Origin of the sequence: Moraxella sp. TY6 (assembly GCF_048551375.1) — a bacterium.
Lineage (GTDB): Bacteria > Pseudomonadota > Gammaproteobacteria > Pseudomonadales > Moraxellaceae > Faucicola.
The window spans coordinates 32,240-54,639 of the sequence record NZ_JBLYZJ010000011.1 but is presented as its reverse complement, the minus strand read 5'-3'; the positions used below and the strand labels follow the sequence as shown (position 1 = coordinate 54,639).

Below are 22,400 nucleotides of genomic sequence, written 5' to 3'. Positions count from 1 at the left end.
AGGTTAAATCCTGTAAGCCCACTAAGACCGATTAGCACATTTTGCGTTTGAACCACAGGGTCTTAATAAAACTATAAAAAAATGTACTATACTATAAAAAAGTCAAACTTTGAGCCACCATCACCATACCAACCACGGAAGTTACCGTGACTGCCGAACCATAACCCCCACAATGTAATCCGCCTGTTTGACAGGATTTATCGACAATTGGTGGTTGGGTTGAATAGACACATTTGATGTTAAATTTGTCCTTTAGTTCACGGTTAATGCCATAATCTTGTCGCAGTTTTTGGCGAACTTTGGCGAGTAATGGGTCTTGAAAAGTATCTTTCAAATCACTAACTCGAATCATGGTTGGGTCAGTTTTCCCCCCTGCCCCACCTGACATAATCAGTTTTAGCTTATTAAAACGACAATGCAAAGCAATGGCGAGCTTGGCATCCATGTCATCCACACAGTCCAAAACAATGACCGACTTTTTTTGTTTTTTTAATAAGGTCAGTTGCTGATGGTCTGGTAAAATAGACTTCACATTATCTTTGGTTAAGAAGTCATCTATCAAGTGTAATCGGATAAGTGGGTTAATCTGACCGATACGTTCCGCCATTGCCTGGATTTTGGACTGCCCAAAAGTGCTATCCATCGCAGGAAGCTGGCGATTGACATTGGAAGCGACCAGCACATCCATATCCACCAAGGTAATTTCGCCCACGGCTGTACGAGCCAGCCCCTCAGCAACCCATGAGCCGACCCCACCCACACCGATAACATACGCATGGGTATTTTCAAATTTATTAAAATTGGTGTCACCGTAGAGCTTTTTTGTGCCTGCAAAACGGCGGTCGTATTGGTTATCTGTCATACTATTCATTTAATTTTAACGCTGATAGGCTATTTTGCCATAATATGGGGATGAGTTGCGATTTTTCCACGTCTAACAATACCGATAATTCGTCCAACACATATACCAAATTAGCAGGGACATTGCGTCTGCCATGCGAGGCATGACAGCAGGCAGGGGTAAAATCTGGGCAGTCGGTTTCTATCACGATACTGTCTAACCCCACGGTTTTGACCAGTTCGACAAGGGTATTACGTAGTTTTTTGGCATTTGGATTGGTGACTTGACCTGTGATACCAATTTTAAACCCCAAGCTGACAAAGGCTTTGGCTTCTTGAATCCCACCGCTAAAGCTATGAGCGATACCGCCATTTTTAAATTTTTCTGCTTTTAAAATTTTGAGGGTATCGCCATGAGCTTTGCGAATGTGCAATAACGCAGGTAAATTGTAAGTTTTGGCTAAATCGAGTTGCTTGATAAAAAAGTCTTGCTGTTTGGCATAATTTTCTGCGATTTTCATTTCATCGGTAAAGGTATCTAGCCCAATTTCACCAATAGCAACCGATGGATAGCCTTGGATAAACTGTTCAAGTTGTAGTAAATCAGCTTCGCTATGCTCAAGAATATAAAATGGGTGTAGCCCAAATGCAAGGTGGGCTTTGGGGGCAAGGGGAAAGCTTGCCATTTGGGTTTGACAGGCGAGCATTTGGGGAAAGTATTTTGCCAAATAGCCAATCAAGACAAGGTGTCGTATGCCTTGTTGGTATGCTAAGGCGGATTGCTCGGCTCGGTCATGGTCAAACTCTGGCACATCAAAATGGGTGTGGGTATCTATTAATTGAGTGGTACGCAGTATCTCTCTTGGCTCAAGTTCGGTTGAATTAGCCATATTTGACATCAGTCCTCTTCCAAATCAGCAAATAATGCGTCAACGGTTTTAAAGCTCTGATAATCTTTATTTTTATCACTACTTAGCAAAAAATTTACCGTTTCTTGATTGTACTCCGCTTGAGTATCAACAGGATTATTGGTCGAAAACTGGCTATCATGCTTGGTTAAGTCATAGTTAGATGAGCGATTATTAGGTAACACGTTATAAATAAACTGCTCAAATGCTTGAACAGGTGTAATACCTTGGGCGATACAGGCGGTCATTAGGGCATCCGCCTCTTTCCCACTGATATTAAAATGAATACTTTGATTTATCATTATGTTCTCGCTTGGGTAGAAAGTTTAGTTCAAATAATCCGCTTTAATAATACCATGAAGCTATTTATTGACGAAATTATCAACTTCATAGTTAATGCTCATGTTACGTTCTTATTTTTTGCCTTTTGTGTGGACTGGGGTTGTTGTGGTGGTTTTGGGCTACAGTCAGCATTTCGGCTACTGCGTTTGGGAATCAATAATAACGCCGTAGCGACCAATGTTAGTTTGAATAATTTACTGGTTGTCATAAGTATAGCCTTAATGCCCTTGAATGCCAAAAAATATGGTTAATTTTAACAATAAAAAACCCATTAACCAATGGCTAATGGGTTGGCGTATCGCTATTGAGGCGTATCGCTAAAGCTGTTTTGGTAGAAACTAGCTTTGGTAAAAATTAGATTTTTTTACCTAACAATTTACCTGCCAATTCTTTACCAAACATAAATGGGCTAGATTTGCCAGATTTTTGGGTTTCTTTTTCTGCTGGTTGGGCATTGTCCACGACCACAGGGGCATTTGCATTGGCAGTTTTGCTATTGCCTTTTGAACTCATCATATAAGCTACCGCACCTAATGCACCCAATTTTACTAATGTTGAAGTATTCATGTGTTTATCCTTAAAATAAAAAGTATTCATTGCTAAAATCATTCCATTCTATTGAATGGATAGGATTATTATAAAACAATGACACCTAATTACCACATCAGTTCGGTAAGGGAATATTGCGATTTATAAGTTGTATGGGGGTTTTGTTAATGGTTTAATGCTTTGTTAATGCTCCCTTACACTTTAAACACATACGCTTGCCATTCTCGTCTGAGTGGATAATTTTTACGCAAATTATCAAAGTCATCTCCCTCAATATCGCCTTCAGCATTTGCCACGGCTCGCAGACGTTTATCATCGGCTCGAATGTCATACATGGTGGGGATTTTATTGATAAGCTGATGACGCTCATGGTCTTTTAGCGGATTATGCACTTCTTGGAATAATGGCACTTCTTTGGGTAAATAATCATGGAAATCCACCGTTGGTGTGACCTGCAAAAATTTACACAGGGCATTATATACAAATTGTGTGCCTCGCAATTTACCTTCAAGCGTGTAGCCTGCGATATGAGGCGTGACGATACTACAGGCTTTAAGCAATTCTGCGTCAATATTCGGCTCATGTTCAAATACGTCAAGCACGGTGACATTGGGACTTGCCACGATATCATCTCGCCCTAGCACTGCCCCACGAGAGGTGTTGACGATGATAGCGGTGTCCGATACTTGTTGCCAACGTTCTTTGGTCATCAAATAGTCGTGATGGGTGGGGAATGAGCTGTGTTTTGGGCAAGTCAATGGCACGTGAAAACTGATGACGTTGCTTTCTCGTAGCACGGTTTCGAGGCTTGAGTTATTGACCACGGAGCGAGGTTTGAGTGGGTCATAGCCGAGGACATTCCAGCCATAAGAAATGGCGTATTGAGCCAAGGTGTTGCCGATATTTCCCACACCAATAATGCCTAAATTAATGGATTTAAACATATAATCTGGGCGAAGCTCGGCAATCGAAGCCACGACATATTGGGCGACTGAATGTTTACTACAGCCAGATGCGTTGGCAAAAATAATCCCTCGTTTGGCAAGGTAGTCCACATCGACATGGTCAATGCCAATGGTGGCTGAACCGACAAATTTGACGCTGGTATTATTTGCCAATAGTTGCTCATTGATGGGCGTAACTGACCGCACCAATAAGACGGTGGGTTGGTGCTGTGCCAAAACTTCGGCTGTGATTTCTCGACCTGTCATCGCAATGATTTCAACAGGTTTTCCTAACGTATCACTGTTAAAAAAATCGCTTAAATGGGCGATATTGCCATCGGCGATAATTTTCATAGACTTTCCTTTTTCATATTTTTAATGTTATTTGTCCTATTATCATACTGAAAATTTATGACTTTTTTGTGATTTTGCCTAATCGTGCAATACACAAACAAAAATTACATCAAATAAACATAAACAATAGTAACAAATATGCAACAATTATCGCATATAACTTTTTGCTTTTAAAGATTTTTATTTTGTTGTAGTGACTTTGTGATAATAGCAAACAAATAATAGGTGACGAGTATGCAATTTGATTTAAACGGTTATTATACCTTGATTTTGGCAACATTGGTGCTGTTATTGGGGCGATTTTTGGTCAAACGTGTCAAGTTTTTATCCGATTTTAACATCCCCGAACCAGTGGCAGGGGGACTGGTGGCAGCAGGGATTGTGTATGCGTTAAACTTGCTATTGGGCTGGAGTTTTAACTTTCAAAAAGAATTACAAACCGCTTGTATGCTAATGTTTTTTGCCTCGATTGGGCTAAGTGCTGATTTTAGCCGTCTAAAAGCAGGGGGTAAGCCATTGGTAGTTTTCTTGGTGGTGGTATCAGGATTTATCATGTTGCAAGATACAGTCGGCGTGGTGATGGCAAAAATTGTCGGCTTAGACCCATTACTTGGCTTGGTGGCAGGTTCGATTACATTGACAGGGGGACATGGTACGGCTGGTGCGTGGGGGCCTGTGCTTGAAAGTAAGTATGGGGTGGTGGGTGCGACCACACTGGGCATTGCATGTGCGACTTATGGGTTGGTGGCAGGCGGATTGGTCGGTGGGCCTGTGGCAAATCGTTTGGTCAAAAAACTCAATCGTCAGCCTTTAGCCGAAAAAACTGACCTTAACCCCATCGAGCAAGTCGCCAATGAGCAGTCGTTATACAGCACACAACATGATATGGACGATGACACCGCCCATAAAGAAATGTTTGAACGCCCAGATAATATTCGCTTGATTACTGCTTCTTCGACCATCGAAACCTTGTCGCTATTTGCAGGGGCGTTGGCATTTGCAGGGATAATGACGGAGGTATCAAAAGGCACTTGGTTTGAATTACCAACCTTTGTATGGGCTTTGGGCGGTGGGGTTATTATTCGTAATGTGCTGACCACATTTTTTAATTTTGATATGTTTGACCGTGCCATTGATGTGTTTGGTAATGCTGCTTTATCGCTGTTTTTGGCAATGGCGTTATTGTCGCTCAAGCTTTGGGAATTGACAGGTTTGGCAGGCCCTGTATTGATTGTGTTGGCAGTACAAACTTTGGTGATGGTGCTGTATGCCTACTTTGTGACCTTCCGTGTGATGGGCAGTGATTATGATTCTGCGGTATTGGCGGCAGGGCATTGTGGCTTTGGCATGGGGGCTACACCGACAGCAATTGCCAATATGCAAGCCATCACTGACCGTTATGGTGCTTCTACCAAAGCGTTCTTGGTCGTGCCGATGGTGGGGGCATTTTTTGTGGATATTGTCAATGCCACAATTTTGCAGATTTTTACCCAAATTCCGTTTATTACAGGATAACGCATTCAAAATCTCCCCCAACCCCCTCTTTACGAAAGAGGGGGCTATTTCTCTGACATAGACTTATTTTGCAGTATATTTACATTGCCAAAATTCGTTATTTCCCCATTATTTTGACTATTACCACCCCAATCACCATCAAGGCTACCAACACACCTGCGATGATATACAGCTTTTTCATTTTATCATTATCTGTGGTCGATAGTTGCGACTGTAAGCGTGCTTGCTCTTGGCGAAGTTGCTGTTGCAACTCAAACGGTAACCCTGCCAATTTATCTTGCCCTGTGGTCATTTCCACGTTAGGTTGATTTATCATGTTTTGACTAACCATCGCTTGCGGAATGGCAGTTGGTTGAGCGACTGGGGGAATGTCTATCTGTTGAATGGCTGGTTGTTGTCTAGCTGTCTGCTGAACGCTGTTTGGCGTAGTGGGTGGCGATTTTATCGACTGGGGCAAACTAGCCGTTGTCAAATTTGCACTCGTATTTGACGGCATATTATTCACCACCGCTGGCGAAGCGGTCGTTGCATTCAGTTTAAACTTGGGAAATAACCGTGCGTCAATGCCTTTGTTCACATAACGAAAGCCTTGTTGCTCCTGCCACTCGATTTTTGGCATGATGTCCAACGCTTTGCCAAATTGCTGATAACTTTTGGCTAGCCAATATTGATAAAAATCCGTCCGCCATAACCGACTCGGCAATATCATCACTCGCCCTGTGCTTGCCTGTGCATTGGCTTGGATATTTGCCGTTGCACCCTCGCCCATGCCGTCAGGTAAGATAATAATTGGCACGATGGTATCGGACAGCAACGCATTGGGCAAATGCTCACGCCACACCCACACACTCGACAGGCATAAATTGGCTTGTCCCTCAGCATGGCTTGGCGTATTGGGTAACACCCCATTTGACAACGCCACACCAAATAGCCGTGACCGTGGGTCGTTAAGGTGCATGGCGATAAAATCTTGGCTAGGTGAAAGTGGCTCGCTTGCCGTCATCAACTTTTGTAGCTGTTCACTTGCCCCACGCAATTCACCGACACTCGCCTGCCCTGTTGGGTCATAGATGATGTCGGCAGTGACAAGGGGTTGCTGTAACAACTGTTGGGCGGTTGGTAAATTATCATACACCTGTAGCGATAAGGCATTATCCACTTTTACCACCGCTCCCCACACCACTTTGCCTCTGCGGTAAAGTTGGGTCATCGCCTCGGCTTGGCTAAATAGCTCATCATTGATTAAGCTATCAGAGGCAACTACTTGCAAATATTCTTTCTGCTCATTGGGCGTATCCAAAATAAACTTTGGCAAATCATAACCTTGCCAAGACAAATCCGCATATTCAAACGGTGCAACCGCCACTGATAAACCTGTGGCAAGCCCTGTTGCATCTAAATTGGTAGTGACCGTTTCACCCAAAATTGCGGCGCTATTACTAGTTAGGTCAGTGGATAACATCGGTAAAATCGGCAAGTTAATGCTATTCACTCGTTGTTGTTGGTTCACCAGTTGCTGTTGTTGCTCTTGTATAAAACGGGGTGAGTGTTGCCACGGATTCAGGCTATCAACGGCGATATCCGCCCATGTAAGGTCTTGTCCGTCAGCAGTTTTTAGCGATTGGGCTTGCAATGCCTGTATTAACACCGCCACAATCTCAGCAAGCGTCTGTGGATTCGCTGATAAATCACCTAATTTTTGGTTATTTAGCTTTTGATTGTTTAGCTGTTGATTATTAACAATGGGATAAATCACCACATCCGTGTTATCCGCCAAACCATCTTTAAAATTATCAATTTTATAGGGCAAAATAAATTGCACCGCATTCAGTTGATTGTCATTAGCATCATTGGGGGCAATTGAATAAATTTTAATTTCCAGCCCCAACGCCTCACTACGCCCCAACGGCAAATTGGCAAACATCGGAAACGTAGCAATCGCAAATGGCGATAAACTCGGATTTTCATGCAACTGACGGTATAGGCTATCCATCGCCTTATCCGTATCGGCACTGATAAATGGCTGATTATCGACTTTATACTGCCCTGTGCTAAAGTCTTTGGTGAGGCTTAACAAGGTCGGTACGATGGCTTGTTGTTGTAAGGCTTGATTAAGTTGATGCACCACCAATTTACTGGCGGTTTTGAGGGATTTTTGCCAAACTTTTGACAAGCTATTGGGCAAATCAATGGGCAGATTTATCCTTGAAATGGGAAATATTGCCATTTCCCCTCGGTTCTGCTCATCCACCAATTTGGCAAACGCCACACTGCTATTGGGAAAATTGGGAGCAATGCCAAACAACCGATTGGTCAGCACCAAAATTGGCGTGCGGTAATGATTTTCCATCAACAACACAAAACTATGCTCAATACAATGGATAAAACTGTCATCTTCAAGCATGGCACGCATTTGGGCATGATTCGCCCAACTAATAGGCACATTGGCAAGTTGGCTACTGGTCGCCCCAATATAAAACCCCAATAAATACAACATCGCTTGTTGACTGGGGTCACTGATAAACGCCCCATAATGGCTTGTGGTCAAGCCCTGTTGCTGGGCAATCTCTGCCAACGCCTTATCCACTTGCACCAAGCTGTTATGACTAAAATCAAACTCAATGGCTTGCAGTTGCTCAAAAAAGCCAATGCTTTTATCCAACAATTTGCCTGTTTGGATTTTTGCCAGATAATCACTCGCCACTTGATTGGGGTCATCCAATAAATTGACTTGCTCGGTGTCAAAAATCGCCTGTTCAGTCTGGCTGATAAACGCCTGTAGCACAGGCTCACCCTTAAGCAAACTCGGCATTAACTTGAGCGGTTGGCAATACACCTCACCAATTTTGGCGGTCAATGAATTTTCAAAACTCGCAGGTAATTGCAAGGGTGTGGCATTGGCAAGGGCTTTTTGCTCAATCTCTGCTTTTGCTTCGTGATAATCCAGCCACACAATCGGCTTGCCTGTACTTTTTGCCAAATATTCACCCAAATAACTGGCGATTGCCAACACAAAATGATTGCCCCCTTGTTGGGCAAGTAGTTTGTCAAGGGTGATGTTTTTTTGTGACAACTGGGCAAATAGTTGGCGAAGCTGTTCAAGACTGGTTGGGCTAAAATCAAAGCGAATTTTTTGCAATACCGCCCCAAAAAGCCAAGCAAACGGCGGTGTTTGTTGGGTTGTGAGATAATGAACCAATGTATTGACTTGTTGGGTGGTGGTTGGCATGGGCATTTCCTTGTTAAATTTTATTATTTTTTTAGTTATCAATACCCACGCTAACGCCTCCCCTTTTTTAAGGGAAGGCTAGTAGGTCTTAAAATTTTGGGCGTATGCAATACGCCCCTACAAAACTGTGTTATTTCTAGTTTAAACAACTATAAAATTTTGGGCGTATGCAATACGCCCCTACAACCGCTGTCTGATACTTTGGTAAATAATTATTTGGTAAATGGCTCAACAGGTTCATTGGTCAAAAATTCTGCTGATTGGTACGCAGGATTGGGGTAATCATAAAAGCCTTTGCCAGATTGTACGCCCATACGCCCTTGGTCAACGAAATCTTGACGCAAGCGGTCAGCAATCAGTTGGGCAGTTTGTGAACCTGCCTTGGCTTGTTGCTGATTGACATTGAGCAAGGTATTAATGCCGATAATATCCATAAAACCAAAAGGCCCCATCGGTGAGCCTGTGGCTATCATCCACGTTTTGTCGATGGTATGTGGCTCGGCAATGTCTTTGGCATACAACGCCAGCCCAGAGGTCAAAAATGGCACAAGCATTGAGTTTAAAATATAGCCCGATTGCTCTTTATATAAAGGCAAGGCCACCATACCGATATTTTTGGCAAATTCCACCACAGTATCAAACACCGCAGGGTCAGTGGCAGGCGTTCCCATGATTTCGGCAGTGTTGTGCATCCAAATACGATTGGCAAAATGCAACGCCAAAAACTTCTCAGGGCGACCTGTAGCATCGACTATTTGGCTAGGAATCAAGGTCGAGCTATTACTTGCCAAAATCAACTCACTGGGGGCGACTTTATCCAAATCTTGATAAAATTCTCTTTTTAAATCCAATACTTCTGGCAAGGCTTCAACCAAAATCTGTGCGTCTTTGACTGCCATTGCCAAATCCGTTTGATACACAATGGCATCAGCAATGCGTTGGGTGTCAGCAAGGTCTTTGTTAAAATGTTGGGCATACACTGGCACAAGTTTATCAATGCGTTTTTTTGCCCCATCGATATCACGCTCAAATAGCGTCACTTGAAAGCCAAAAAACGCAATTTGCATGGCAATCTGCGAGCCAAGTACGCCACCGCCTGCAACGGTTACATGGTGAATGGGGGCAGTCAAATCAGTGGTCACATTAGCGGTCATCGGTCATCCTTTAGCGTTATCGTTGCTTAAATTACAAACAACACCCTATCATAGGGGCGTATTGCATACGCCCAAAAGCTTCAAGCATTGCTTCTGATTTATTCATAATACATTCAAAAAATTATTGTAACTTATTTTATTCGGCATGAATACCATTAATACGTTTCACAAAAAAAGCCAAATTTCATCTCGGAAATTTGGCTTTTTTTGGGCTGTTTACTTTTAGCTAAAACTTAAATATTCAAACACCGCCAAGCCTGCTTTTGCCCCTTCACCCATCGCAATATTGATTTGTTTAAATGGCACGGTGGTGACATCGCCACAAGCAAAAATCCCTTGTTGGCTGGTTTGACAACGCTCGTTAATCTCGATTTCGCCACGTTGGTTGATATCAACCAAGCCTTTGACGACTTCTGAATTTGGCACTAACCCAATCTGCACAAACACCGCTGATAAATCCAACTGTTTGTTGTCGCCTGTGGTACGGTCTTGATATACCAAAGCATTGACTTTACCGCCCTCGGCTTTGATTTCTTGGGTGGCGACACTGGTCAAAATGTCGATATTGGCGGTGGCATTGGCTTTATCAATCAACACCTTATCCGCTCGTAAGCTATCACCAAATTCAAGCACGGTCACATGATTGACAATCCCTGCCAAGTCAATCGCCGCCTCAATACCAGAGTTACCGCCACCAACCACGGCAATATCTTTGCCTTTAAAGAAAGGGCCATCACAGTGTGGACAAAACGCTACGCCACTGCCGATATTTTCGTCTTCGCCTTTGACACCCAGTTTACGCCATTTTGCCCCAGTCGCTACCACGATGCTACGAGTGTCAAAAGTTTCGCCTGTGCTAAGGGTAATACCAAATAGTTTTTCACCCTTCTGCTCAATGGCTTTCACTGTCACCATTTCTTTGACCGTGATGTCATACGCCTTGATATGAGTCACACAGTTATTGGCAAGTTCGTTGCCGTTGGTCAATGGCACAGAAATCAAATTTTCAATCGCTTGGGTGTCTTTGACCTGTCCGCCAATACGGTCAGCGACCAAGGTGACTTTTAAGCCTTTACGAGCAACATAAATCGCCGCCGCCGTACCTGCAGGCCCACCCCCAATCACGGTCACGTCTTGCTGTAGCAGTTGCTCGGTGGCAACACCTTGGGTCAAATCTGGGTATTGCTGTTGCAATTTTTCGATGATTTTGGCGGTGTCAATTTTGCCACTGGCAAACGGTTGACCATTCAAAAATACCGCTGGTACGCCTTGAATGTTCTTTTCTTTAATGAGGTCTTGGAATACGCCACCATCAATCATTTCATTGCTAATGCCGTCATTGAGTAACGCAAATTGGTTAAGCGACTGCACCACATCTGGGCAGTTATGGCAAGATAGCGATACAAAAGTTTGGAAAACTAACGGTTGTTTAATGTTTTTGATAATCGCTTGGATACCTTCATCCAATTTTAGCTCGCTACCACCTGACTGCAAAATCGCCAAAATCAACGAGGTAAACTCATGCCCACTGGGAATCCCACTGAACACAATACCTGTATCTTTGTCTTGGCTGACAATCTTAAAGCTCATGGGTGACAAGGTAGCATCAACGTCTTGGCTTAACATAATCTTATCAGTGGTGCTTGCCACTTGGCTCAAAAAATCCACCAACGCTGCTCGCTCTGGGTGTTCCCCTGCCCCCAATACAAAGGTAATGGGACGAGTCATGCGTTCGCTGTAACTTTTGACGGCATCTAATAAACTTTGGTCTAATTGATTTGACATGGTATGCTCCGATTTTTTATGGGTATAGGATGAGTTTGATAAGGCTATTATTGGCTGTTTTGCCAATTTTGGCAATGTGATATCCTCAATTATAATCATTAAAAAAATAAAACTACTTTTTTATTATGTAAAGTTTTTTAAATAAGACTTACGCATTTAACCAAATCGTAGGTTGGGTAGAGCTTGCGATACCCAACAATTTGAAGGGTTTATGTTGGGTGTCATTCTTCCACCCAACCTACAAATGGCATTTTTGCGTAAGTCCTATTAAAATAATAAACCATCCAATCCACAATGCCCTAAGCCTAACCGATGTGTGAGGATTTGCAAATGACAGTAGTCAAAAAGGGTTTTTTTGGTTAAAATGGGGGCATAACCCAAATATCACAGTGACCATGTTTGATTTGTGATATAGATAAGTGATTATCAACTTGCGTTATTTAACGGCTGTATGTATTTTTTAATACTGAATTTTTTTACCACTAAAATTTTTAACCAACAAAAAAGGACGCTACTATGTTTCCAGAATACCGTGATTTGATTAGCAAATTAAAAACCTCTGACAACCATTTTGCCAAGTTGTTTGATAAGCACAACGACCTTGACCAACAAATTACCAACCTTGAAAACGACCCAGTTGCCAGCGTAAGCCGTGAAGCTGAAATCGAAGAGCTTAAAAAAGAAAAATTGGCACTCAAAGATGAGTTGTTCAAAATCTTAGAAGAAAATAAAGATAAATAATTATTTTTATTAATTATTCATCATAAAACCCCAAATGTTACCATTTGGGGTTTTATTTTATCTGAAATTTAAATCGTAGGGACGTAATGCTTACGTCCTTTTTAAGATTTCAAATATTGGGCGTATTCAATACGCCCCTACGGCTTTATTTTTGGGCTTAAAATTAGTAGGACTTACGCAATTTCAAGCACCATTTTCTTACAAAGGCACTAGACCCCTGCCTACGCAGGGGTGACGAGTAACCAAAATCTTGGTCGTCATTCCTGCGAATGCAGGAATCCAGTGTCTTTTACGTAAGTCCTAATTAGATTTTACCAACTAAGTCAAGGCTTGGTTTTAAAGTTTCTTTACCTTTTTCCCATGCAGCTGGACATACTTCACCATCGTTGTCACGCACGTATTGGGCAGCTTGAATTTTGCGGATAAGGTCTTTCGCAGAGCGACCAATGCCTAGGTCATGGATTTCTGCTACTTTGATTTTACCATCTGGGTCAACCAAGAAAGTACCACGTAATGCAGCGTTGTCTTCTTCAATCATCACGTTGAATCCACGAGTGATTTTACCAGTACCATCGCCAAGCATTGGATATTTTACTTTACCGATTGCAGGTGAGGCATCTGCCCATGCTTTGTGTACGAAGTGAGTATCAGTTGATACGGCATACACTTCTGCACCCAAGGCTTTGATTTCTTCGTAATGGTCTGCCATGTCTTCCAGTTCAGTTGGGCAAACAAAAGTGAAGTCATGTGGGTAGAAGAAAAATACTGCCCATTTACCTTTTACGTCTTCTGATGAGATGGTTTTGAATTCACCGTTAACAAAGGCTTGGGTGGTAAATTCTGGAATCATTTGATTAATAATAGCGGCCATTTTTAGCTCCTGTTGTATGAAAAACTTATTTAAAACATTGTCAAATACCAACTATATGAAATCTTATCATATAAGGCTATATTGATAGCACAAATCATAGGACAATCGCAACCTTACTTACCATTTCTATACCAAATGTTGCGATTTGTTGCTTCACCAAATCTTAACAATATGAGATTATATGACTAATAAATAACCAGTTTATCGTCCAAAACTGCTTTGTACTAACAATGACTATATTAATGTATTTTGATTATTTATCCAGTTTAGATTTTTGATTCTTTTGATTTGATTTATCAATTATAGAATAAAATTGAATATTTATTGTACAAAAATTACTCTAAAAATAGCCAAAACTTTAAAATAGCTGTTAAAATAAACACATAACAACAATCAATAAGCCGACATCTATGATTACTCTACGCCAACTTGAGTTTGCCCTTGCGGTTGCCAAACTTAAACACTTCAAACGTGCCTCTGAAGAGTGCAATATTTCCCAATCTGCATTAAGCCTTGGTATTGCTGAACTTGAAAGGCAATTAGGTACACAAATCTTTGAACGCAATAACAAACAAGTATTAATTACTCCCATCGGTAGTGAAATTCTTGAGCGTGCCAAACGGATTTTTTCGGAGGTGAATGATTTGGTGACAAGGGTGCAGACCCATCAAACGCCACTGGCTTATCCTATGTCGATTGGTATGATTCCCACCATTGCTCCATTTTTATTGCCCAAAGTATTACCTTTTTTAAATGAAAAATTTACCCACTTTCGTCCTAATATTGTCGAAGAGCAAACAGAACGCTTGATTGATAAAGTCCGCTATGGGGTGATTGATACTGCCATTATTGCCCTGCCGTATCCTACTGATGGACTATTGTGTTTTGAATTCTGGTCGGAAGATTTTTTGGCAGTATTTGCCAAAGGTGATAAACAGCCAACGGTTGAACAGATTGATACTGATGAGTTGATGAATAGTGATTTGATGCTGTTGGGTGAGGGGCATTGCTTGACTGACCATGCGTTATCCGTGTGTAATTTAGAAAAAAGTAAGGTTAAAAATTACTTTAGCGATGCCAGCCTTAATACCTTAATCCAAATGGCGTTAAATGGTATGGGAACGACCCTTGTTCCCGAAATCGCAGTCCATCAAATCCACCAACAAAATCCAAATGCTATCATGCGTCCACTAAGCGAGAAAGGCCCTCATCGGCGTTTGGCGTTTATTACACGCCTTAACTATGCGAGGGTGGATGATGTCAATTTATTGGGTAAATTATTTGCCGAGGCGTTGGAAAAAAGTCAGTAAAAAATAGCGGTCGAAGTGTGCTAGAATACCTTTGTTTATTCTATCATTGGATAATTTTCCGCCATGCTGACTTTACTGCACACTTCCGATTGGCATTTGGGTCGTAGGCTGTACAATCAGCCACGCTATGACGAATTTGCCCAATTTTTATCATGGCAAACCCACGTCATCGACACGCATCAAGTCGATGTCTTGCTGATTGCAGGGGATATTTTTGACACCAGCACCCCCAGTAACCAAGCCCAAACCCTGTATTATCAATTTTTGAATGCCGTCAATCACACTGCCTGTCGCCATGTGGTGATTGTCGCAGGTAATCACGATTCACCCAGTTTTTTGGACGCACCCAAGACCTTGCTCAAGGGCTTTGACATTCATGTGATTGGGGCGATTGGTGAGGATTTATCCGAAGAAATCTTAGTGCTTAATGACGCAAACGGCATACCTGAGCTGATTGTGGTGGCTGTGCCGTACTTGCGTGACCGTGACGTGCGAACCGTAGGCAATGCCGAAAATTTGGACACCAAAGAACGCAAACTCACCGCAGGGATTCAAGCCCATTATGAAGCGGTCACGAGCCTCGCCATCGCCAAACAAACTGAGCTACAACAACAGATTGGCAAACCGATACCGATGGTCGCCACAGGGCATTTGTTTGCGGTGGGCGGTGAAACGGTCGAGGGCGATGGCGTGCGTGAGCTGTATGTCGGCTCGTTGGCTCATGTGCGTGGTGAGATGTTTGACCCTTGTTTTGACTATGTGGCATTGGGACATTTGCACGTTCCGCAAGCGGTGGGCGGACTTGCTCATATTCGCTACAGTGGCTCACCGATAGCGATGGGCTTTGGCGAAAGTCGCCAACAAAAACAGGTGCATTTGGTGCGATTTTTTGCCGATGAAAAACTGCTTACACAGCCGATTTTTCCGTTAATCAAAACCCTCAACGAATCGCCTTTGGCTAACCCAAAACCATCTTTAACCGCAACCAAAACAAGCAAAAAATCGGTTTCTACCCCCTCGCCTGCCCTATCAACTTCAATGGATTTATTTGGCGATGACCTTTCCAACGATGATTTTGCCAATGTTGACCTTTCCAAAGCTGACCTTTCCAAAGATGAATTAGCACAAAATTCATCAAATACGCTAAACAGCGACATTCCGCTCAACCTTGAGCAACCTTATAATATTGCCATGTTGTCGCCCACGACTTTGTTACAATCGCTTGCTGTGCCTGTGTTTCAACCGCTTGCCAGTGTCAAAGGCGATTGGGCGACCATCGAAACCGCCTTTAAACAATGGCGAAAATTGGGGCAATCGGTGTGGGTGGAAGTGGTATATGAGGGCGAGGCGGTAAAAGGCGACTTGCAAAATGAGGTGCAAGCCTTGATAAAAGATAGCGATATCAAGGTGTTACGCATAAAAAATCAAGCCTTACGCCAACAAACCTTGCAAGCCCAAGCCATCAATGAAACGCTTGAAGAGTTGAATGAAATCGAGGTATTTGAGCGATGTTTGACTGCCCATCAAGTGCCAATTGAACAACAAGAAATGCTACGCCAACGTTACTTTGAAGTATTGGCGGATTTAAAAGAACAAGAGTAACCTATGACTTGGCAACTACTACTTAACTTACCCAACCAACGCATTGTCAGCAGATTCAAGACCGAATATTGGGTGATTCGTAATGGTCAAGTTTACCATCAAAATCGTTTAATTCGACAAGCAGATAGTGATAGCTTAATGGTATGGCTAGACAATGACCCTGATTTTGTGAGCCTAATTGCCAAAGACAAAAACCATGTCTATTTTGCTTGGAAAAAAACCAAAATTGACCCACATACTTTTCGTTCTTATCATTGTTGGTGGCTTGATAAACAGGGTGTTTATACCGAAGGTGAAAATAATTTATACCCAATAAAAGGGGCAGATAGTGCAACGTTTCAACATATTGGCGATAGTTATGCCATTGATAAAAACCATGCCTACAGCTACAACACCATCATTAAATCTTGCAAAAATCCGCAAAAACTTAGGATGCTAACACCGCTATCATACTATGCAACAGATGAAGACCACGTGTATTGGGGTGGTAAGCTACTTAAAGGGGCAAAACCACAGTCATGGCGACAACTCAAATTTAAAGATAATGATGCAAGCTATAGCACCGATGGTGAAGGCATATATTGGTGTGATAATAAGCTTGGATTTGCTAAATTTGATGATTGGGAATATTTGGTTGATGGTTATTCTAAAACCAAAAAAGCCGTTTATCATTTGGCTTGGGTAATTAAAGGTGAAAATCCACAAGACTGGGATGAAAACAAAGCCATTGAATATGCCAAAGAAAAACAGCGTTTATCTGACGAATCCCACCAAGCAATGATGAAAAAACTGGGGTATTTATAAATGCGAATCCTTACCCTCACTTTCCAAAATCTCAATTCCCTCAAAGGCGAATGGCACATCGACTTTCGCCACCCTGCCTACGCCAACGAAGGCATTTTTGCCATCACAGGGGCGACAGGGGCAGGCAAAAGCACCATCTTGGACGCTATCTGCCTCGCACTGTATGGGGCAACGCCACGCCTCGGCGACATCACCCAAAACAAAAACGACCTCATGTCACGCTACACAGGCGAATGCTTTAGCGAAGTGGTTTTTGCCACCCACACAGGTAGTTACCGCTGTCATTGGGGGCAAAAACGTGCCAGAAAAAGCCCAGACGGCAAGCTACAATCGCCCAAACATGAAATTGCCGAATTTATTGATGACCACACCCAAGGCAAAATCCTCGAAGAAAAAGCCAACCTTACCAAAAAACAAGTCGAAGCCATCACAGGCATGGATTTTGCTCGTTTTACTCGTGCGATGTTGCTCGCTCAAGGCAGTTTTTCGGCATTTTTGCAAGCCTCCAGTGATGAGCGTTCACCGATTTTGGAGCAAATCACAGGCACAGAAATTTATAGCGATATTTCAAAAAAAGTCCATGAATTTAACCGCAATGCGGATTTGGCATTGAGTCGTTTGACCGATAAACTCGACAATACCACGGTTTTATCAGACGAAGAAGAGCAGATTTTAATCGGTAAAAAATCCCAATTACTGGCACAAGTCACTCAACGCAAAACCGAGATTGCCACACTGGAACAAGACAAACTTTGGCGAAATAACCTCAACACCATTACCGCCCAACTGGTTAATTTAACCCAACAAAAATCTAAATTACAACAAAAAACCACCGAATTTGCCCCGCAACAAATCCGCTTACAACGAGCGTTTAAGGCGTTGCAAATCGCAGGTGATGTCAACCAACTGGGCTATATTAGCAAGCAGTTGACCAGCCAAACCGCTGATTTGACAGGCTTTCAACAGCAATTACCGACCCTCACCGAACAATGCCAAACTGCAAAACTGGCATGGCAACAGCACCACGCCCTACTCACCACTGCCGAACAGGCAATTAGCGAAGCCGAACCGCTGTTTAACCACATTCGAGAGCTTGACAGCCAACGTGGGCAACAGCAACAGCAATATCACGAAGCCAACGAGCAACTGGGGCAATTACAAGGGCGGATTGCCAAGCAACAACAGGCATTTGGCGAGCAACAACAACGCTTGACTCAGCTAGAAAACGAGCAACAGCAATGCCTTGCCAAACAGCAACAGATACCGAATGCTGATGAATTGCCACAACATTTAGCCACATTAAAAGAATTGCAAAAACACGCCCAGACGCTAAACGATGAGAAAACTAATCTGTCAAACGAGCAAACTCGGCTAAAACAACAACACGCCAATAACCAGCAGATTGCTCAACAATTATCGCAAACCATTAGCCAGTTGGATAGCGAATTAAACACTGCCAATGCCCAACAGCACAGCCTTGAGCAAACTTTGGCAACGCTGACCAATGGTCAAAGTATTGGCGAATTACGCCAACAAGGTGAGCAACTGTGGCACGCTCAAAATCAAGCCAATGCCATAAAGCAAGCGGTGAGCGAATGGCAAACCAACCATACCCAAAGCCAACAGCAACAGCATGAACTAGGCGACATTGCCACCCAGTTGAGCGACCTCACACAACAATTAACCGCCACCAACAACGAACGCCACCATGCCGAACAACGAGTTGATTTGCTCAACCGCAATTTGATTTTACTTGCCAAAATCCAAGATTTGACCCAAGAGCGTGAGCGTCTGATTCATGGCGAACCCTGTCCGCTGTGTGGGGCGACTGCACACCCATTCGCCCATTACCAACCGACCGACACCAACGACAGCACGCAACAACAATGGCAACAGGCAAAAACCCAACTCGAACAGCTTAACCAACGTATTCAACAGTTGCGGATTGAGCAGAATACCCTGCAACAACGTGAGCAATTTTTGCAACAACAAATTAGCCAATTAAACGAGTGTAATCAACAACTTACCAATCAACTGCAAGCGGATATTGCTAATTTGCCCAATGCGAAAGATTTGGTAAACACGTTGCAAGATTTGGTGATGAGCGTTGGTAAGGTGAATTCTAATCACCCATCTTTGAAAAACCCATTTGATGAATTTTTAATAAAATTAGCACACTATCAACAAACCATTGATGAGCAATCTAAAGCATTACAACAACGCCTAACTCACATTGAGCAACAGCAAACCGCCTACCAAACCGCCCAACGGCAACTTGCTAAACTCAGCGAACAGCACAATCAGCAGTTACAACAACAAACACGCATACACAGCGAACAACAACACTGTGAGCAACGACTGGGGGAAATTGGGCAATTACTGGCGAGCAATAGCGACAATCAACAGCAACTGCAACAGCGGATTGACGGTTTATTTGCCCCTTTTATCACGCCAAATGCTTTGGCGAGTGACAATCAATCACAAGTCACCTTTGAGCAACGCCTTGCTAATTTAGAAAATATTTGGCAACAATTTCAACAGCTTAACCAAACTTTACAACAGCTGAATGACCATATCATTCAAGCCAAACAGACCTTGATTAGCCTTGACAGTGAAAAACAAAATCTAAGCAATAACCTTGCCCAATGGCAACAAAAACACCAAACCATTGGCACTATTTTGCAGGACTTAAATCAACAACGTGAACGAGAATTTGGCGATAAATCCGTAGAAGCCGAACAACTGCGTTTGACCCAAGCCAAAAATCAAGCGTTCCAAGCATGGCGAAACAGCGAACAAGCCTTGAATGAGCTGACCCAACAACAAACTCTTGTACAACAACACATTGAAACATTAAATGCAAGCATTACCCAACTGCAAGCCAGTCATGGGGAGCAACAGCGTCATGTCAATGAGCGATTGCAAGCGTTAGGCTTTATTGATGAAGCGGATTATCAATCGGCAATGCTAGCTGATAGTGAACGTGACACCTTGCAACGCCTTGCCAATGAACTGCTCGAACAGCAACAACGCATTGATAGCCTACTCACCCAAGCCCAAACCCAACAACACGCCCTACTCGCCACGCCACGCACCGAGTTGGATTTTGAGCAAATCACTGAATTACTGGATAAAGCTCAATTTGATTTAAGCCAAACCCAACAAGAACTGGGCGGTGTCGAGCAATTATTAGCGTCAAATCAACAGCTTAAACACAGCCAAATTGAACTGCTACAACAAATCGAGCAACAACGGCTAGAGGTGAAACAATGGAAAGATTTGCATGAGTTAATCGGCTCAAACGATGGTAAAAAATTCCGTAACTTCGCCCAAGGGCTGACTTTTAACATTATGATTGCCCATGCCAATGAGCAGTTACGCAAGATGAGCGACCGCTATCTGCTACTTGCCAATGATAAAGAACCGCTCATGCTCGATGTGATGGACAATTATCAAGGTGGGCAAGTGCGTACCAGTAAAAATCTGTCTGGCGGTGAAAGTTTTATTATTAGCCTCGCATTGGCATTGGGGCTGTCGAATATGGCAAGCCACCGTATGCAGGTGGATTCGTTGTTTTTGGATGAGGGCTTTGGCACGCTAGACGAAGAAGCTCTTGATGTGGCGTTGGATACGCTGACAGGGCTTCAACAGTCTGGCAAGTTGATTGGGGTGATTTCACACATTCAAGCACTCAAAGACAGGATTAGTAGCCAAATTCAAGTCGTACCGATGAATGGTGGGGTTAGTCAAATTGTGGGGATGGGGGTGAAGCAGGGTAATATAGTGCGTTAAATCACAAACAATCCTGCAAAATTTTGGGCGTATGCAATACGCCCCTATAAAACGGGTCTTATTTCAAATTTAAATAGCCATTGCTAACCTACCTTACTCTTCACCACCGTTTTTACCACTGGCTTAGTGGGGGTAGCATTTTGGCGATGTTTATGCCCACTACAGGCAACCGCATTCACCGATAATAATAGACTAGTCGCAACGAACGTGGTTAATAAAATTTTCATCATAACTCCTTATCAGATTTTGGCAATGGCTTATTAGAGTCATTGCCAATAAAATATCATTGTAGGGACGTATTGCATACGCCCAATATCTAAAACATTCAACAAGGCGTAACCCACACATTTCTCGATTAAATTAATGCACAAAAGGGTCAGCAAACCGAGGGTTTGTGAGCAAGGTTTCATCAGTCAAGGTGCGTAAAAACGCCACAATATCCGCCTGTTCACTGGGACTTAAATTAATACTGACGATTAAATCATCTTTGTTTGGGTTAGTACGTCCATCACCGACAAACTGCCCTGTGGTGAGGTTGCGTCCGCCATTGGCATAATTTTGTAGCACCGCTTCGAGCGTTGGGGTACTGCCATCGTGATTATAAGGGGCAGTGACCGCAATGTTTCGTAGGCTTGGCGTACGAAACTTCCCCATATCACTGTAGTTACCAGACAATTCAAACACCCCACCATTGCCATTGGGATAACTGCCCTTTTGGTCTAAATTATATAGCCCTGTATTGTGAAATGGGGTATCCACTTGGCGTTGCCCTGCATAGCGGACTTGGTCGGTAAAATTAAAACTGGTGTGACAATGCGAACACTCGGCTTTGTCCCCATTAAACAAATTCATCCCTCGCACCTCTTGAGCGGTCAACTCGGCTTTGCCTTGTAAATAGCGGTCATAACGGCTATCTGCCGATACAATCGAACGCTCAAAACTGGCAATCGCTTGCACGATATGCTCAAAATTAAACAGCTTGTCAGGCTGATTGGCTAGGTCTGGAAACGCATTGGCAAATAAGCGTTGATAGCGACTGTCTTGGGCAAAACGTTGCACAATATCGGCTTTGTTATTGTCATTGATACCCAATTCGATGGGGTGTTCACCAAAAATAGGGCTTTGCATTTGCTTTTCTAAACTGGTCAAGGCAGGATTTGCCCATGTCAAAGTCGGCGAATACGCCACATTGACCAAGGTTTGGCTATTGCGTGGGTGCTTTTCGCCTGTACTGCCTATCGCCGTGGGCAAGCCATCGGTAAAGGCTTTATCCTGCTGGTGGCAACTGACACATGACTGAGTTGCATTGCCAGATAGGCGTTTATCATAAAATAAATGCCGACCCAATTCGACTTTTGCTACGCTCATCGGATTGTCGTTAGGCACGACAGGCAGGGGGAAGTTGGCAGGTAATTGCCATTGCCAATCGCTCGCATTTGGTAAGCCTGTATTTGGTAAATTGGTGGATGGGCTAGACGCAGGTATCACTGGCGAACTGGGGTGATGGCTGTCATGGGCATTTTTACCATTATCAACGTCATGCTGACTGCCACCACAAGCAAATAACCCCAAACTTAACAAAGTCACGCCCACCACCATGCTGAGTAGATGGCGGTTGGTGGTGTGGGTAATAGGGTGCATTAGTTTCCCTTAATCATAA

18 protein-coding genes are annotated in these 22,400 nt (G+C 43.1%); 6 read left to right on the top strand and 12 right to left on the bottom strand.

What is annotated here, in order from left to right; translation table 11 throughout:
- Positions 1-91: 91 nt before the first annotated feature.
- The 6 genes from ACK1U4_RS09150 to ACK1U4_RS09125 all read right to left on the bottom strand — a co-directional run bounded on the left by ACK1U4_RS09150 (position 92) and on the right by ACK1U4_RS09125 (position 3,937).
- A complete protein-coding gene (locus ACK1U4_RS09150) occupies positions 92-862 on the bottom strand; it encodes a tRNA threonylcarbamoyladenosine dehydratase (protein WP_419401843.1) in 771 nt (256 codons plus the stop codon).
- 1 nt (position 863) lies between these two features.
- Positions 864-1,739: a TatD family hydrolase gene (locus ACK1U4_RS09145; protein WP_419401842.1), complete on the bottom strand. Its 876-nt coding sequence runs from the start codon at positions 1,737-1,739 to the stop codon at positions 864-866.
- Entirely contained in the window at positions 1,739-2,050 is a 312-nt protein-coding gene (locus tag ACK1U4_RS09140) for a hypothetical protein (RefSeq protein WP_419401841.1), read from the bottom strand. Before ACK1U4_RS09140 ends, ACK1U4_RS09145 begins: the two co-directional genes overlap by 1 nt.
- 98 nt (positions 2,051-2,148) lie before the next feature.
- Positions 2,149-2,298, bottom strand: a complete 150-nt coding sequence (locus tag ACK1U4_RS09135; RefSeq protein WP_419401840.1) for a hypothetical protein — start codon at positions 2,296-2,298, stop codon at positions 2,149-2,151.
- 146 nt (positions 2,299-2,444) lie between these two features.
- Positions 2,445-2,657 (bottom strand): hypothetical protein, encoded by a 213-nt coding sequence (locus ACK1U4_RS09130; RefSeq protein WP_419401839.1) that lies wholly within the window; start codon positions 2,655-2,657, stop codon positions 2,445-2,447.
- Positions 2,658-2,833: 176 nt separating this feature from the next.
- Entirely contained in the window at positions 2,834-3,937 is a 1,104-nt protein-coding gene (locus ACK1U4_RS09125) for a 4-phosphoerythronate dehydrogenase (protein ID WP_419401838.1), read from the bottom strand.
- A gap of 234 nt (positions 3,938-4,171) precedes the next feature.
- On the opposite strand from ACK1U4_RS09125, the gene ACK1U4_RS09120 reads away from it, so the two are divergent.
- On the top strand, positions 4,172-5,452 hold the full coding sequence (locus ACK1U4_RS09120) for a sodium/glutamate symporter (protein ID WP_419401837.1): 1,281 nt from the start codon (positions 4,172-4,174) through the stop codon (positions 5,450-5,452).
- 97 nt (positions 5,453-5,549) lie between these two features.
- Here the strand turns inward: ACK1U4_RS09120 and ACK1U4_RS09115 are convergent, their stop codons facing one another.
- The 3 genes from ACK1U4_RS09115 to ahpF all read right to left on the bottom strand — a co-directional run bounded on the left by ACK1U4_RS09115 (position 5,550) and on the right by ahpF (position 11,620).
- Positions 5,550-8,681: a hypothetical protein gene (locus tag ACK1U4_RS09115; protein WP_419401836.1), complete on the bottom strand. Its 3,132-nt coding sequence runs from the start codon at positions 8,679-8,681 to the stop codon at positions 5,550-5,552.
- Positions 8,682-8,893: 212 nt separating this feature from the next.
- The gene (locus tag ACK1U4_RS09110; RefSeq protein ID WP_419401835.1) at positions 8,894-9,835 is read right to left on the bottom strand and encodes a 3-hydroxyacyl-CoA dehydrogenase; all 942 of its coding nucleotides are present in this window, start codon (positions 9,833-9,835) and stop codon (positions 8,894-8,896) included.
- Between the two features lie 222 nt (positions 9,836-10,057).
- Positions 10,058-11,620 (bottom strand): alkyl hydroperoxide reductase subunit F, encoded by a 1,563-nt coding sequence (ahpF, locus tag ACK1U4_RS09105; RefSeq protein ID WP_419401834.1) that lies wholly within the window; start codon positions 11,618-11,620, stop codon positions 10,058-10,060.
- 516 nt (positions 11,621-12,136) lie between these two features.
- Here ahpF and ACK1U4_RS09100 point away from each other — a divergent pair.
- Positions 12,137-12,361: a YdcH family protein gene (locus ACK1U4_RS09100; RefSeq protein ID WP_419401260.1), complete on the top strand. Its 225-nt coding sequence runs from the start codon at positions 12,137-12,139 to the stop codon at positions 12,359-12,361.
- A gap of 304 nt (positions 12,362-12,665) precedes the next feature.
- Here ACK1U4_RS09100 and ahpC read toward each other — a convergent pair whose 3' ends face one another.
- Positions 12,666-13,232: an alkyl hydroperoxide reductase subunit C gene (gene ahpC / locus ACK1U4_RS09095; protein ID WP_419401261.1), complete on the bottom strand. Its 567-nt coding sequence runs from the start codon at positions 13,230-13,232 to the stop codon at positions 12,666-12,668.
- A gap of 410 nt (positions 13,233-13,642) precedes the next feature.
- Here ahpC and ACK1U4_RS09090 point away from each other — a divergent pair, with 410 nt between their 5' ends.
- From ACK1U4_RS09090 to ACK1U4_RS09075, 4 genes are all read left to right on the top strand, one after another.
- A complete protein-coding gene (locus ACK1U4_RS09090; RefSeq protein ID WP_419401262.1) occupies positions 13,643-14,542 on the top strand; it encodes a hydrogen peroxide-inducible genes activator in 900 nt (299 codons plus the stop codon).
- A 63-nt stretch (positions 14,543-14,605) separates the two neighbouring features.
- On the top strand, positions 14,606-16,144 hold the full coding sequence (locus ACK1U4_RS09085) for an exonuclease SbcCD subunit D C-terminal domain-containing protein (RefSeq protein WP_419401263.1): 1,539 nt from the start codon (positions 14,606-14,608) through the stop codon (positions 16,142-16,144).
- 3 nt (positions 16,145-16,147) lie between these two features.
- A complete protein-coding gene (locus ACK1U4_RS09080) occupies positions 16,148-16,948 on the top strand; it encodes a DKNYY domain-containing protein (protein WP_419401264.1) in 801 nt (266 codons plus the stop codon).
- On the top strand, positions 16,949-20,740 hold the full coding sequence (locus ACK1U4_RS09075) for an AAA family ATPase (protein WP_419401265.1): 3,792 nt from the start codon (positions 16,949-16,951) through the stop codon (positions 20,738-20,740).
- An 83-nt stretch (positions 20,741-20,823) separates the two neighbouring features.
- On the opposite strand, the gene ACK1U4_RS09070 is transcribed toward ACK1U4_RS09075, so the two are convergent.
- Together ACK1U4_RS09070 and ACK1U4_RS09065 are read right to left on the bottom strand one after the other, a co-directional pair.
- Entirely contained in the window at positions 20,824-20,967 is a 144-nt protein-coding gene (locus ACK1U4_RS09070; RefSeq protein ID WP_419401266.1) for a hypothetical protein, read from the bottom strand.
- 133 nt (positions 20,968-21,100) lie between these two features.
- Complete coding sequence (locus ACK1U4_RS09065; RefSeq protein ID WP_419401267.1) at positions 21,101-22,381, bottom strand: MbnH family di-heme enzyme; 1,281 nt, start codon at positions 22,379-22,381, stop codon at positions 21,101-21,103.
- Positions 22,382-22,400 lie beyond the last annotated feature (19 nt).